The 13,699-nt window shown below is 68.7% G+C and carries 11 protein-coding genes; 4 read left to right on the forward strand and 7 right to left on the reverse strand.

The genetic code is table 11. The features are described 5' to 3' along the window. Positions 1-69 precede the first annotated feature (69 nt). Positions 70-1,017 carry an alpha/beta hydrolase family protein gene (locus tag H1R19_RS00325; RefSeq protein WP_223205462.1) on the forward strand — a complete coding sequence of 316 codons (948 nt, stop codon included), beginning with the start codon at positions 70-72 and terminating at the stop codon, positions 1,015-1,017. 105 nt (positions 1,018-1,122) lie between these two features. Continuing rightward, positions 1,123-2,082 carry a phosphotriesterase family protein gene (locus tag H1R19_RS00330; RefSeq protein ID WP_188330659.1) on the forward strand — a complete coding sequence of 320 codons (960 nt, stop codon included), beginning with the start codon at positions 1,123-1,125 and terminating at the stop codon, positions 2,080-2,082. A 6-nt stretch (positions 2,083-2,088) separates the two neighbouring features. Here H1R19_RS00330 and H1R19_RS00335 read toward each other — a convergent pair whose 3' ends face one another. Next, positions 2,089-2,886 (reverse strand): SDR family oxidoreductase, encoded by a 798-nt coding sequence (locus H1R19_RS00335; RefSeq protein ID WP_188330660.1) that lies wholly within the window; start codon positions 2,884-2,886, stop codon positions 2,089-2,091. 168 nt (positions 2,887-3,054) lie between these two features. Between H1R19_RS00335 and H1R19_RS00340 the strand changes: the two genes are divergently transcribed. After that, the gene (locus H1R19_RS00340; RefSeq protein WP_188330661.1) at positions 3,055-3,597 is read left to right on the forward strand and encodes a dihydrofolate reductase family protein; all 543 of its coding nucleotides are present in this window, start codon (positions 3,055-3,057) and stop codon (positions 3,595-3,597) included. A 40-nt stretch (positions 3,598-3,637) separates the two neighbouring features. Here H1R19_RS00340 and H1R19_RS00345 read toward each other — a convergent pair whose 3' ends face one another. From H1R19_RS00345 to H1R19_RS00365, 5 genes are all read right to left on the reverse strand, one after another. Beyond that, positions 3,638-4,990: a TY-Chap domain-containing protein gene (locus H1R19_RS00345; protein ID WP_188330662.1), complete on the reverse strand. Its 1,353-nt coding sequence runs from the start codon at positions 4,988-4,990 to the stop codon at positions 3,638-3,640. Positions 4,991-5,066: 76 nt separating this feature from the next. Then, positions 5,067-5,867, reverse strand: a complete 801-nt coding sequence (locus tag H1R19_RS00350; protein WP_188330663.1) for a hypothetical protein — start codon at positions 5,865-5,867, stop codon at positions 5,067-5,069. 154 nt (positions 5,868-6,021) lie between these two features. Continuing rightward, entirely contained in the window at positions 6,022-7,188 is a 1,167-nt protein-coding gene (locus H1R19_RS00355; protein WP_188330664.1) for a TY-Chap domain-containing protein, read from the reverse strand. Positions 7,189-7,447: 259 nt separating this feature from the next. After that, positions 7,448-9,181, reverse strand: coding sequence for a DUF6777 domain-containing protein (locus tag H1R19_RS00360; protein ID WP_188330665.1), 1,734 nt, complete (start codon positions 9,179-9,181; stop codon positions 7,448-7,450). A gap of 242 nt (positions 9,182-9,423) precedes the next feature. Further along, complete coding sequence (locus H1R19_RS00365) at positions 9,424-10,887, reverse strand: flavin-containing monooxygenase (protein WP_244971027.1); 1,464 nt, start codon at positions 10,885-10,887, stop codon at positions 9,424-9,426. 283 nt (positions 10,888-11,170) lie between these two features. Here H1R19_RS00365 and H1R19_RS00370 point away from each other — a divergent pair, with 283 nt between their 5' ends. Continuing rightward, positions 11,171-13,384: a molybdopterin-containing oxidoreductase family protein gene (locus H1R19_RS00370; RefSeq protein ID WP_188330667.1), complete on the forward strand. Its 2,214-nt coding sequence runs from the start codon at positions 11,171-11,173 to the stop codon at positions 13,382-13,384. Here H1R19_RS00370 and H1R19_RS00375 read toward each other — a convergent pair. Then, a complete protein-coding gene (locus H1R19_RS00375; protein WP_188330668.1) occupies positions 13,381-13,677 on the reverse strand; it encodes a putative quinol monooxygenase in 297 nt (98 codons plus the stop codon). The two genes, H1R19_RS00370 and H1R19_RS00375, sit on opposite strands and share 4 nt — an antisense overlap. Positions 13,678-13,699: the final 22 nt, after the last annotated feature.

Raw genomic sequence — 13,699 nt, forward strand, 5'->3', positions numbered from 1 at the left:
GACAACCGCCGGGCCGGAACGAGTGTCACTCCCGCCCGAGGCCGGACGGTTCCGCCGCGCGTGCTGAGCCTGCTGGCTGCTGTCGGGCTCGGCGTCGTTGGATTCGGGGCGGTCGGATTCGGCGCGGTCGCCTGCAGCGACGAACCGTCGTCGACGACCTCCGCACCGGCGTCGAGCATCACCGAGCAGGTCGAGACGCTCGACGAGGTGACCGTCCACCGATTCGAGTACCCGACTCCCGACACCGCTGACACCGAACAGAATTGGGCGGAGCTGTACCTGCCGGCCGGCGAGCAGCGTGTCGATTCGATCCCGCTCGTCGTGCTGATCCATGGCGGTGCCTGGCAGAGCGCGCTGGGTGCCGACATCTTCGAGCCGCTGGCGCGCGATCTCGCCGACCGCGGGATGGCCGTCTACAACGTCGAGTACCGGCGGGTGGGCTCCGGAGGCGGCTGGCCGGCGACGTTCCGCGACGTCGCCAGCGCGCTCGATCACGTTGCGGTGGTGGACAAACAGTTCCCGCAGATCACCACAGACGACGAGCTCGTCGTCGGACACAGCGCCGGGGCACAACTCGCGGTGTGGGGCGGTACGCGGCACAAGCTGAAGGACGACGAGGTCGGGTCCCGCCCGGTGTTCCGGCCCACGCGAGTCGTCTCCCTGGCCGGCCCGCTCGACATGGTCTACGCGGCGACACATGGTGACGACCGCATCGTGACCGCCCTGGGTGGCACACCGCGTCAGGTTCCGCAGCGCTACGCGATGGTCGATCCGATTCAGAACATCGATCCGGACACGCCTGTGGTCGCCATCCACGGGACGGCCGATCGTGTGGTCTCGCCGGTGAACTCGCAACGGTACGTCGACGCCGTGGTGAGGCAGGGCGGCGACGCCGAGGCGGTTCTGATCGACGGCGGCAACCACGGATCGGTGGTGACGTCGGATGCAGCCGAGTACCCGCGCGTCCTCGACATCATCACCGGGGCGTCGCAGGCCGACGTGGAGGACGTGGCCTGATCCACCTGCCGGTTGAGGCCCGTCGAAACCCCCGCCCGTCCTGACCACGTCGGTTAGGGTTCGGCGCAGCAGGTGGCAACGACGCCGCCTGGCGAGGAGGTTTCCATGGCCACCGTCCAGACCGTGACCGGTCCGATCGATTCCGCCGACCTCGGGAACGTGCTGGTGCACGAGCACGTGTTCATCGTCGGCGAAGAGTTCCGGCAGAACTACCAGGACGACTGGGACGAGGACGAGAAGGTCGCCGAGGCGGTACGCGACCTGACCGAACTCAAGGAACTCGGGATCGACACCATCCTGGACCCGACAGTGCTGGGACTCGGGCGCTACATCCCCCGCATCCAGCGGATCGCGGCACAGATCGACCTGAACATCGTCGTGGCGACCGGGCTCTACACCTACAACGACATCCCGTTCCAGTTCCACTACGCCGGCCCCGGGATGCTGTTCGACGTCCCGGAACCGCTGGTGACGCTGTTCACCCGCGACCTCACCGAAGGCATCGCCGACACCGGGGTGCGCGCCTCATTCCTGAAGTGCGCCATCGAGTCCCAGGGTCTGACGCCCGGCGTCGAACGGGTGATGCGGGCGGTCGGGCAGACGAGTGCACAGACCGGTGCGCCGATCACCGTGCACACCGATCCCCACACGCAGTCGGGGCTGATCGCGCAGAAGGTGCTGGCCGAGGAGGGCGCCGACCTGACGAAGGTGGTCATCGGCCATTCCGGGGACAGCGTGGACCTCGACTACCTGATGAAGCTCGCCGATGCCGGTTCGATCCTCGGCATGGATCGCTTCGGACTCGATCTCCTGCTGCCCTTCGAGGATCGCGTGAACACCGTCGCCGAACTGTGTGAGCGGGGCTACGCCGACCGCATGGCCCTGGCGCACGACGCCGCCTGCTTCATCGACTGGTTCGATCACGAGGCCAAGAAGCAGGCGCTGCCGCGGTGGAACTACCGGCACATCAGCGAGGAGGTGTTGCCCGCGCTCCGCGAACGTGGGGTCAGCGATACCGACATCTCGACGATGCTCGTCGACGTCCCGCGCCGCTACTTCGAGTGACCCCTGTCAGCGGAGGGTGGCCTGGTACCGGCGCATCCCGGAGAGCCACCTGTCGTAGTCGGCGCCCTTGTGGCGGTACATCTCCAGGACCTCGGGGTGCGGCAGGATCAGGAACCGTTCGTCGGCGACTGCCTCCAGAACGAGTGCGGCGACGGCGCCCGGGGTGAGCACCGCACCGGCCGTCTCGACGGCGCGTCGCATCAACTCTTGTTCCTGCGTGACCGAATCCCCTTCTGGCCGCAACAGTTTGGTGTCGACACCCATCGGGCAGAGGCAGCTGACCCGGACGCCGTCGTCGCCGTGGGTGATGTTGAGCCATTCGGCGAAGCCGACCGCCGCGTGCTTGGTGACGGAGTACGGCGCGTTGCCGATCTGGGTGAGCAGACCGGCGGCCGACGCCGTGCTGACGAAGTAGCCGCTCCCACGCTCGACCCACTGCGGAATCAGGCGTCGCGCGGCGCGGATGTGGCTCCGCAGGTTGACGTCGAGGGCGAGATCCCAGACCGCCTCGTCGGTGTCGACGCCACCGCCCATCCCGACGCCGGCGTTGGCGAAGTAGAGGTCGACCGGCCCGAAGGTGGATTCCGCGAGCCGGACGGCGACATCGATGTGGCGATCGTCGGAGGCGTCGCCGCTCAGAGCCGCGGCGGAGTTCCCGAGGGATTCCGCGACGCCGGTGACCGCGTCGCCGTCGAGGTCGGTGACCACGACCCGCGCACCTGCGTCGACCAGTGCGTGCGCGATGGCCCCGCCGATACCTCCGCCGCCACCGGTGACGATGGCGACCTTGCCCGCGACGTCCATGGATCTCCTCTGATCGACAGGTGTGTGCGTTCAGAGTTACCAGATGTCGATGTTCCCCGATCGGTTCCGTTCCGATGAGTTCCGGCGCGGGGCCCGGTCTGACATCGTGACAGCAACACGTCGAGACACACCGGGGATCCACCGAGCATCGAGAACACGGAGCGCACCATGGGAAAGATCCACGTCCACGAATTCATCACCCTCGACGGAAGCTACGAGGACCCGAGTTTCACCGTGCCCTACGGTTTTGCCGACGGGATGGCGGAGCTCCTCGGTGCGTTCATGAACGACTGCACCGGAATCCTGCTGGGCCGTAGGACTTTCGAGATGTTCGGGCCGGCGTGGTCGACGCGGACCGCCGACGACGATCCGGGCGCTCCGTTCTTCAACGACACCACCAAGTATGTCGTGTCGTCGACCCTGCACAAGGCGGAGGGCTGGCAGAACTCCGAGATCTTCGGCACCTACGACGCCGAGAAGATCCGTGCACTCAAGAAGGACCGCGATCTCTACGTGAGCGGCAGCGGAACGCTGGTCCGTGCCCTGTTGCGCGACAAGCTCATCGACGAGCTGCACCTCCTGGTATACCCCGTGGTCCTCGGCAGTGGTGCCCGCCTCTTCGACGGCCTCACCGACACCCCGCTGGCCCTGGTGGGGTCCGACGTCTTCGACAACGGCGTCGTCCACCTGTCCTACAGCTCGACCGACTGACCGGACCCGACCGCCCGGACCCGACGGGCCCGCTTCGGGCTCAGGCCTCCGCCGAGGGGCCCGACGACGCGTCGCCCACGAGGTCCATCGCGCTGAGAAGTAGTCGGGCCACGCGGGCATACGCTCGATGTTCGGCTTCGCACAGCGCGATCTCCTCGTCGCCGAGCTCAGCCTTGCGGGCCGTCAGGAGGTTGTCCATCCACTCGCGCATCTCGGCGGCGCAGATGTCGAAGAACTCGTGGACTCGCGCGGGATCGTGTCGGCAGGCGATGAGCACGGTGTTGGGTGACAGCTTGGAATCGGGTTTCTGGTGGACCCGCAGAAGGCCCAGCAACGCGCCGGGCAGACGGTCACCGCGGCGACGGTGATCCAATTTGAGTTTCTTGTCGACGTCCAGCCGGTAGATCATCTGCGGGCGCGCGGATGCGGCGAAGTCGTCCCAGCGCCGGAGGGCGGCGTCGAGGTTGGCCGGATTGAACACCGCGACGTCGAGCCGCCGCTGCGCGTAGACGAGTCCGTTGCGCACCACCACCGCCACCTCGGGCCAGCGCGGGGAGAACTCGGAGACGATCATCCCCAGCAACGAGGGAGCGGGCACCACCGAACTGAGGATGGTGACGATCTCCAGGGCGCGCGCATCACGTGTGGGCCGCAGCAATGAGGTGCCCGACGACCGAAGATAGATGGCCTTGCGGGGACTGACCACCACGGGCCGGCCGGTCGCGGCCATCGCCGCCCGGACCAGTTCGACGAGATGGTCTTTCGACCGGGGCACCACGCCACCCTCGACCGGGGCGTCGACCGGCCCGGCCAGGGAGGCGAACCGCACGGTCTCGGCAGTGGTGTTCTCGGCAGTGGTGTTCTCGGCGGTGGTGTTCTCGGGAGCGGTGGTCTCGTCGCGGGCACCGAACTCGCCCGGTCTGTCGTGTTCGCCCGGTGCGTCGGTGTCGGCGGCGCCCGACGCCGAGTGGTGCCGCGCGAACGACGGATCGCCGATGCTGACGAAGGACGGGTGGATGACCCCCCACACCTCCCGCAGCGCGCGGACCGCGGCGTCGGCGAGATCGTCGAAACGGGTCGGGTCGACCTCGTAACAGAACGCGCTGCGACCCTCCAGCCGGCACCAGCCGCGGTCGACGATGTAGGTGGCCTGCCTCATCCAGCGGTCCTTGTCGGTCCAGGTGAGGTCGCCCGCCGAGATGGTGCACCGTAATCGGTCCGGTTGGCCGGTCTGGCCGGCGACGGCGAAGGTCATCCGCCTGCGCCGGCCACCCGCAGCGGCTTCCACGATCGCCAGCGACTGTCCGCGCACCAACTCCGGGACACGGGTGGAGAGGGTGTCGGCGAAGTCCCGCCAGGCCGCCTCGAGGACGGCGTCGAAATCGGGGGACATGCAGGCTCCTCTGGGGGCGTATGTACGCGAACCGGGATCCGCATAGTACGACGCCGCGGTGACACCCGTGAGAGATCTAGCGGGGTGTCGAGTGCTGGATGGTCTCGCCGTACCCCGGATACCAGGGCAACCGCCGGGACGTGTAGTCCGGACAGGTCAGCGGGGCGCGCCGCAACGTCCGGCCGGTCAGTGCCTCCCACGTCACCGAGTTGACGATGCGGAAGGCCGCCGTCTCGCGGGTGGTCGGATGCCACGTGTCGGTGGACTCGAGCGGTCCGACCACCCGGGGGACCGTGGTGCGGGGCTGAGCACGGGCCTGTTCGGCACGTGAGATGTCGCAGAGGACGCAGGTGCCGGGCGTCGTCGAGGTGTGGCGCCGGCGGCGGGCCCAGGCGTCGGCGCGCATCGGTATGACGGTCAGCTGGAGAAGCGAGCCGTCCGAGTGCAGGCCCTCGGGTGTGTGCGTCGACGGTGCGACGAACTGGCGGTTGTCCCCGGTGGGGACGCGATAGGACGCGAGGGTCGGCTGGGTGGGTACCTCGATGTAATCGCCGGCCTCGAAATCGGGTGTACCGGTGAACTCTTCGCCGCTGATCGCATTGATGCCGTCGACGCCGAGCATCACCAGGAACGGATGCTGGTGGGGTGAGGTGAAGTCCACCCAGGCAGCCTCGGACTGCCACATCGGGATGACGGCGTGCGCGTCCCCGGCGGGCGATCCCTGTGCGAGGCGTAGTGTGCCGTCGCCGACGAGTCCGGTGCGTTCGGTGAGGTCGGGGGTGCGTGGTGTGCGCTGGAACGTGACGTGCAGTCGGGCGTCCGGCCCCAGCGCGGGAAAGGTGAACGTCAGCGCGCCGCGGTCCGTGGTGATGGCCATGGGTAGCTCCGATCGGTGACCCGGACCACACGAGGAGGTCCGTCACCGATCTAACGCGTCGCAGACCGCGTGCGCCCGTCAAAACCTCGAATATCGTCCGCGCAGACTACGCCGAGCGCGTCCTCACGAGCGGCAAACCGGGAAAAAGCCTCGCTCACTTGGCTGATGGGCGGCGGTCGGGAGCGTCGTCGGAGAGCACGACGACGCGTAGCGCGTCACGCAGGCTCTGTGTGGTCGCCTGCCAGGCCTCGGCCTCGTGGCGGCAGGCATCGGCTTCGGCGGTGTCCGACGCCGCGGCGGCATCGACCGCCGAACGCCGCCACGTGAGGCACTGCTCCTCGCTGGTGTGGATGTAGGAGAGGATGTCTGCCTGGCTGTAGTGGCAGATCTTGGCGACCTCGTGCGCGTTCAGCGACCCGCCGTCGGGATCGAGCTCCAGGAGGGTCTGCAGGGCGTCGGGAAGCCGGTCGTCGGACTCGATACGTTCGGGTGCGCCCTCGGCGACCTTCTCGATGACGCTCGGTGCGCAGTCGGCGAGAAAGGAGAACCACTCGGCCAGCGCCGAGCTCAGATTGTGGGGATGGAAGACCGCGCACTCGAGGGTGAGCGTCGCGAACACCTCGTCCTCGAGAAGGTGGACACGAACGGCCGATCCCATCGTCGGCTGTGCGGCGACGACGTCGGCGGCGCGCCGCCGGTCGGTGATGTCACCGGCCAGGCGGGCGAAGAACTCGAGACGGGGTGCGTCGGAGCGCGGACTCAGCCACGACGACACGGGCTTGGTCGGGAGGACGATGTCGCCGTCGGTGTCGGTCTGGATCCGGCAACCGGTCAGATCCTCCAGCGAGGCGACGACCAGCGCGCGGAGGTGATCGGCGTCGTAGGGCTGGACGGCGACCTCGATCTGCGGTTCGGCCCGTGGTGCCGGGGTGTGGTCGAGGAAGGCCGGGTGGACGACCTCCCACACCTGACGCAGCGTCTGCACGGCGACGTGAGCGAGCTCGTCGACGCGTCGGCGGCCGACCTCGTAGATGTGGGTGCCGTTGCGCAGGCGTCGCCAGCCGAGGCCGGCGAGCATCGTCAGATGCTCGTCGAAGTACTCCGGGGTGGGGTGCAGGTCGGCGTCGTCGATGGTGCACCGCAACCGATGCGACCCGGTGAGTGTGAACCGCAGGGTGCCGTGCGGGCCCTCGGGGATCTGCGGGTCCTGCTGGATGGTGAGGGTGGCACCGCTGTCGAGACAAGACAACCGGTCGCCGACGTGCAGGGCGAATGTGCGCCACGCGTCGTCGATGTGCGAGTCCACGGTGAAGTCGGCCATGTCGACTCCCTTCCTCGTCGTGCTCCGATCGGGATGCATCGTGCGACGTTCTGGCGGAACCCGGGAGGGACGAACGATCGACGGAGAGCACGATCGCGCGGGCCGGCCCCGAACCTGCCCTCGGTCCAGGTTAGGCGACTTCACCGACACTCTTGGTCGTCTGATCAGACGCATTCCGAACGCTGGTCCGAACGCTACTCCGGAGGTCGGCCACCCGGCTGACCCAGGCGGGAGTCGGGCCCACCGGCAGCCCCAACGGTCAGGGGCTCGGAACCTCTGCGGGCGTCTCCGGGGAGGCGGGCGACGGTTCCTCGGGCGGGGGCACGTACTCGGTCGTGGTGGTGGTCGTGGTGGTTTCGGAGTGGGTCTCCTCGGCCGGCGGCGCGACGTGGGTCGGCGTGGCCGGTGCAGTCGTCGTCGGCGTGTCCGTCCGGTCGACGGTCCAGGTGGCGGACCTGACCACGACCGTCTCCGAGGAACCGGTCGTGGTGAGCGACAGGGTCCACACGCCGGTCGGGTCGGTGGCGCCGGCGACCGACGATCGTCGCAGCGCGGTGGCGGGCACCGATCTGGGCACGTTGTCGGTGCACGTGAGTTCCACCGAGCCGGTCGCCGCCACGGACGGGACGTCGCATCCGACAGCCAGCCCGGCATCGTCGAAGGCGAAATCGGCGATCACCTCGCCGACCCCGCTGAACGAGGTTGGCGTGGGCGGTGTTGCCGGCGGGACCTCCGACGCCGGGGGTGCCGGGGGAATCTCTGACCCGCCGGGCGCGGGCGCGGGGGACTCCGGTGCCGGGCCGTCGGGTGCCGAGGAGGCCGGGCCGGGCACGTCCGCGCCGGGGATCTCGGACCCGGGGTTCTCAGAGCGTGGGTTCTCGGATGCCGGGGCGGGCTGATCCACGCCGGGGCCGGGTGAGTCGGACGCGGGGGCGCCCTCGGGGAGTCCGCCGTCCTCTGCCGCACGCTTCTCGACGGCCTGGGCCGGTGCGGGGTTGCCGGGACCGGCGAGTCCGTTGTGTTCGGCATCGTCCTCGGTGTCCGCCCGGAACGGGGTGTTGAGGGCGGCGGGGGTCGGCAGCGGACCGGTCGGCGGCGCGAGCCCCGACACGTCGAGGAGCCCGCCGGCGGGCTTGCCGAAGATCTGTCCGGTCAGGATGTCCAGCAGCTGCAGGATCGGTGCCCCCGGTGTGCCCGTTGCCTGCGGCGTCCCGGGCACGATCGTGGTCGTGCCGTGGACGGTCGTGACGTTCTGGTCGGCGTAGGCGATCCGGGTGACCGACCGGCTCTGGTAGCCGCGCCACGGCTGACCCTCGAGGCGGTAGCCGCCCAGGGGAGCCGCCGCGGGCGGTGCCAGCGGATTGCCGCATGAGCACATCGCGCGCGGTACGCCTGCGGAGTCGACGTAGACGGCAGTGCCACGCTGCAGAATCGACTGGAACGGGACGGCCCGTCCGGACGTGAACGAGTGATTGGTGACCCAGGTGTCGGCGGTCAGGACCACCGGGGTGAGCGTGTTGAGGTAGTGCGGGATGTCGGCGGTGCCGATGCCGTAGACGCTCGCCCACGCCTGCGCGGTCGGAGGGTCTGCGAGCAGCCGGTTGCTCAGTGCGGCGGTGTCGCAGGCCGCGGAATCACCGGTGCCGTACAGACCCGGTTCGGTTCCGTTGACCGCGCGGCCCCCGAGGTCGGACGCACCGACGCTGCCGGTCAGCGCGACGTTGTCCGGAAGCGTGCCCGCGCCGGCCACCAGTACGGGATCGGTGAACGGGTCGATGCCGGGATCGTTGGCCGCGGTGAGGGTGAGTCCGGGAACGTAGATGTCGCCGTCACGGGCCTTGAGGACGAAGACGATACCGCCGGCGAGGACCAGCGCGAGGACGACGACGATCGCACCGAGGACCAGCGTGAGCGTCCGGGCGCCCCGCGGCTCGGGAGGGATCGCGCCGAACGGTGTCGAGGGGTGGGCCGGGGGACCGGGCGGATAGGTCATCGGACGAACTCCTCGGTGGGGAACTCCTCTGCGCGGAACCCCGCGAATGTGGACGAGGCAGCTCGCTCGCCGAGCTCAGTATCTGCGCGCGGGACGGAGCCGAGCAAGGTCCGACCAGCATTGTTGCCGGTTGCGACGTCAAATCTCGACCGTTCGGACCACACCGCGGTAACGCTGGGCAGCGGTGACGCGACAGATGATGGCCGGGGCGCGCGACGCGCCTCAGCGACGCCGCTCGCCGATCAGGGGTGGCGTCCGAACACCATCGACTCCTCGACCTTGCCGATCCGGTGGTCGATGGCGTCGCGGTAGTAGTTGTGCCGGACCTGCCAGCGACCCCGTGTGCCCGACTTCGGCAGCGCCTCCGGCGACCGCTCGACGTAACCGGCCTTCAGGTCCCAGACGGGGCGTGCGGTCATGGGTTCGGAACCCAGGTGCGGGTAGGCGTGGGTGTAACCGTTGCGGCGCATGTACTTCACGAGGTCGGCCACCGCGCGGGCGGTCATGTCCGCGCGCAGCGTCCACGACGCATTGGTGTAACCCACCGACCAGGCGAGGTTGGGCACGTCCTCGAGCAGGTGACTCTTGAAGACGAAGCGATCGTGCGGCTTGACCTCGGCCCCGTCGACGCGAAGCCGCGTCCCGCCGAAACCCAGCAACTGCAATCCCGTCGCGGTGACGATGATGTCGGCGTCGAGGTGGCGTCCCGAGGTCAGGCGCACACCCGTCTCGTCGAACCTGTCGATGTGGTCGGTCACCATTTCGACTGCGCCGCTTGCGATCTGCTGGAAGAGGTCGGCGTCGGGGACCATGCACATGCGCTGGTCCCACGGGTTGTAGGTCGGGTTGAAGTGGACGTCGATCGGATAGTCCGCGGGCAGGTTCGCCGCGACGTTGCTGCGGATCAGCTTGCGGCCCAGCTTGGGGAACCGGTGGGTGAGGTGCACGATGGCCGCGGTCTGGGTCGCGTACCTGAACCGGATGAGCCGGTGCGCGGCCCGCGGCGACAGCAGCTTCTGCGCGAGCGGCGCGAGGTACTGCTTCTGATTGGCCGAGAAGATGTACGACGGCGATCGCTGCAGCATCGTCACGTGCCGGGCGCTGTCGGCGAGGCTCGGGATGAGGCTGACCGCCGTCGCGCCGCTTCCGATGACGACGACGCGCTTGCCCCGATGGTCGAGGTCCTCCGGCCAGTGCTGGGGGTGCACGATCTGTCCGGCGAAGTCCTCGGCCCCGGCGAACTGCGGCGTGTAAGGGTTGTCGTAGTCGTAGTAGCCGGTCGCGAAGACCAGGAACCGGCAGCGGTGGGTCTCGCGCCGCGCGGCGCCGCCGTCACCGTTCCCGCCGTCGCCATCCCCGCCGACTTCCACGGTGAGCGTCCACGTATCCGTCGCCGAGTCCCAGTCGGCGGAGACCACGTGCTGCTCGAAGCGGATGTGGTCGGCGATGCCGTATTTGTGGGCGGTGTCCTCGATGTACTCGCGGATGTCGTCGCCGTGCGCGAGAGCACGCGGCTTGCGCCAGGGTTCGAAGGGATAGCTCAGGGTGTAGATGTCGCTGTCGGAGCGCACACCCGGGTAGCGGAAGAGGTCCCAGGTACCGCCCATGCGTCGCCTGCGCTCGAGGATCAGATAGTCCGCGCCGGGATTCTGCTCGCGGAGACGGTAGGCGCAGTCGACTCCGGACAGACCGGCTCCGACGATGATGACGTCACGGAGGGGCTGCTCTGCGCCGTTCGACGACGGGGTGGCGGCGTCCTGCGCGGTGGCGTCCTGTTGGTCGGTCTCCCGTTGGTCGGTCTCCCGTCGGGGCGTGTCCTGCCGGGTCGTGTTGCTGTCGGTCACGCGGACCTCCTCGCTGGGGTGCCGGGGCTGCTGTCATCATGCAACACTTGTCCTCAGTTGTGAACGGCATCACACCGAACTGCGGGAACGCCGGCGCCGGGCTGCGGGGTCGGGCCCGTGGTCGGGGTCGAGGGGGGGACACGCGATGACCCAGGAGAAGCCCACGTACTGCCGGATCTGCGAGCCGCTGTGCGGATTGATCGCCACGGTCGACGGTGACCGGTTGATCTCCTTGCGCCCGGACAAACAGCACCCGCTGTCGAGCGGGTTCGCGTGTCCCAAGGGGATCGCGTTCACCGAGATCGTCAACGACCCGGACCGCCTTCGCCACCCGCTTCGACGCCGCCCCGACGGCGGGTTCGAGCAGATCTCCTGGGACACCGCGCTGGCCGAGATCGGCGACCGGCTCCTCGACGTCCACCGAACCCACGGCGGCAACTCCATCGGGTGGTACTTCGGCAACCCCGCGACATTCTCGACCGGGCACACCCTGTGGACCGCGGTCTTCATGAACCTTCTCGGGACGCCGCACATCTACTCGGCCGGATCGCAGGACGTCAACAACCGGTTCGTCGCCAGCCATTTCCTCTACGGGAATCCTGTCGCCGCGCCCATCCCCGACATCAATCGCGTCGACTATCTGATGATCATCGGCGCCAACCCGGTCGTGTCCCACGGGAGCGTGATGAGCTCACCGCGTATCCGCGAAGGTCTGCACGCGATCACCGCGCGAGGCGGTACCGTGCTGGTCGTCGACCCTCGTCACACGGAGACCGCACGCGAATTCGATTGGCTGCCCATCACTCCCGACACCGATGCGCTGTTCCTGCTGTCCTTGCTGCACGTGATGTTCGACGAGGGGCTCGCCGACGAGAAGCGGCTTCGACGCCGATCGCGCGGCCTCGACGAGCTGAAGGCGACGGTCACGGCGTATGCGCCCGAGGTGACCGCCGAACGCACCGACGTCCCGCCGGCGCGGGTGCGTGAGATCGCGCGGGCACTCGTCTCCACCGAGCGGGCAGCCGTGTACGGCAGGGTGGGCACGTCGCTGGGCCGCACCGGTACGCTCACGACGGCGTTGCTGGACATGGTCAACCTGGTCGCGGGCAATCTCGATGTGGTCGGCGGGTCGATGTTCGGGGATCTGGGGGTTCCCGGTCAGCGGCTGGGGATCGCTGCGCTGCAACGGATGTCACGGTTCCGGTGGTCGGGTCGCCGCAGTCGCGTCGGGGGTCTGCCGCAGGTGCTGGGTACGGCCCCGGCGTCGTTGATGGCCAAGGAGATCACCACGCCGGGCGCCGGAGCGCTCCGCGCCCTGTTCGTCAGCGCGGGCAATCCGGTACTGTCGGTGCCCAACGGCGACGAATTACTTTCTGCGCTGGATCAACTCGATCTCATGGTGTCGCTGGACATCTACCGCAACGAGACCAACGCCCACGCCGACTACATCCTGCCGGCCACCACCATGTACGAGCGCGAGGACTTCCTCCTCCCGTTCCAGGCCCTGTTCACCACACCGTTCAAGCAGGCCACGCGGGCGGTGATCCCGCCGCAGGGCCAGGCGCGCGAGGAGTGGACGGTGATCAACCACCTCATCGGTGTCCTCGCCCGTGAGAACCTGATGATCCGCATGTTGCACACGGGCAATGCGCTCGCGGCGCGCATCGGCCGTCCGGTCACTCCGCGACTGGTCTCGGATCTGGTCATCCGCCTCGGAACCGGTGGTGACCGGTTCGGGCTTCGCCGCGGTGGCCTTACCTATCGCAAGCTCGCCGACGAGCATCCGCACGGCGTGGTGGTGGCCGACAGGCTCGCCGCGGGGCAACTCTCGAAGACGGTGACCTTCGCCGATCGCCGGATCCGGTTGAGCGCACCGGAACTGATGGCCGAGATCGGTCGGCTGGCGGTGGTCTCGGACGGGGAGTATCCGTTGCGGCTCATCGGGATGCGCGAGATCCGTTCGGAGAACAGTTGGCAACACAACGCGCCGATGCTCCTCCGGGGCGGGCGCGCGCATGCAGCCCGGATGCATCCGGACGACGCGACGCCGCGCGGGCTGGGGGAGGGCGACCTGGTCACCGTGGCGTCCCGGCACGGCCGGATCTCGCTGCCGGTGACCATCACCGAGGACATCAAACCCGGAGTGGTCGCCATCCCACATGGCTGGGGCCACAACGGTTCCGGGGGCTGGACCCGCGCGAACGCCGCCGCCCCGAACGACCTCGGCGCCGGGGGCGCCAACGTCAACGCACTGATCTCCTCCGACCCGGCCGACCTCGAGCGACTGGCCGGCATGGCCAACATGACCGGCGTGCCGATCGAGGTCTCGGCTCGGGCCGCCGACCGAATGGCGACCTAGATGGCCGAGTCCTTGGTGAGGTAGGTCAGCTTGGGTGGGCCCGCCAGGATCGCCCCGAGTTCGCCGATCGCACCGGGCCCGTCCCGGAACACGCGGTAGGCCTTGTCGTGCTCCATCGACTGCCATTCCTCGGTGATCACCCAGTGGGCGGGGTTCGCCTCGTCGATGAAGACCTCGACCTCCAGGCAGCCGTCGAAGGCTCGGGTGTCGACGAGTGCCTGCGACATGATCCGTCGGGCGTCGGCGACGGCGTCGGCCTTGAATTCGACGTCGAACAGGACGGTGATGCTCATGTGGTTTCCTCCTGGTGTGGCG

It is taken from the genome of Gordonia jinghuaiqii, assembly GCF_014041935.1.
Taxonomy (GTDB): domain Bacteria; phylum Actinomycetota; class Actinomycetes; order Mycobacteriales; family Mycobacteriaceae; genus Gordonia; species Gordonia jinghuaiqii.

Excerpts from the sequence above, each read along its gene's own strand:
- H1R19_RS00370 (WP_188330667.1), top strand. The coding sequence starts at position 11,171 with ATGACCCAGGAGAAGCCCACGTACTGCCGGATCTGCGAGCCGCTGTGC.
- H1R19_RS00330 (WP_188330659.1), top strand. The coding sequence starts at position 1,123 with ATGGCCACCGTCCAGACCGTGACCGGTCCGATCGATTCCGCCGACCTC.
- H1R19_RS00335 (WP_188330660.1), bottom strand. The coding sequence starts at position 2,886 with ATGGACGTCGCGGGCAAGGTCGCCATCGTCACCGGTGGCGGCGGAGGT.
- H1R19_RS00360 (WP_188330665.1), bottom strand. The coding sequence starts at position 9,181 with ATGACCTATCCGCCCGGTCCCCCGGCCCACCCCTCGACACCGTTCGGC.
- H1R19_RS00355 (WP_188330664.1), bottom strand. The coding sequence starts at position 7,188 with ATGGCCGACTTCACCGTGGACTCGCACATCGACGACGCGTGGCGCACA.
- H1R19_RS00375 (WP_188330668.1), bottom strand. The coding sequence starts at position 13,677 with ATGAGCATCACCGTCCTGTTCGACGTCGAATTCAAGGCCGACGCCGTC.
- H1R19_RS00345 (WP_188330662.1), bottom strand. The coding sequence starts at position 4,990 with ATGTCCCCCGATTTCGACGCCGTCCTCGAGGCGGCCTGGCGGGACTTC.
- H1R19_RS00340 (WP_188330661.1), top strand. The coding sequence starts at position 3,055 with ATGGGAAAGATCCACGTCCACGAATTCATCACCCTCGACGGAAGCTAC.
- H1R19_RS00350 (WP_188330663.1), bottom strand. The coding sequence starts at position 5,867 with ATGGCCATCACCACGGACCGCGGCGCGCTGACGTTCACCTTTCCCGCG.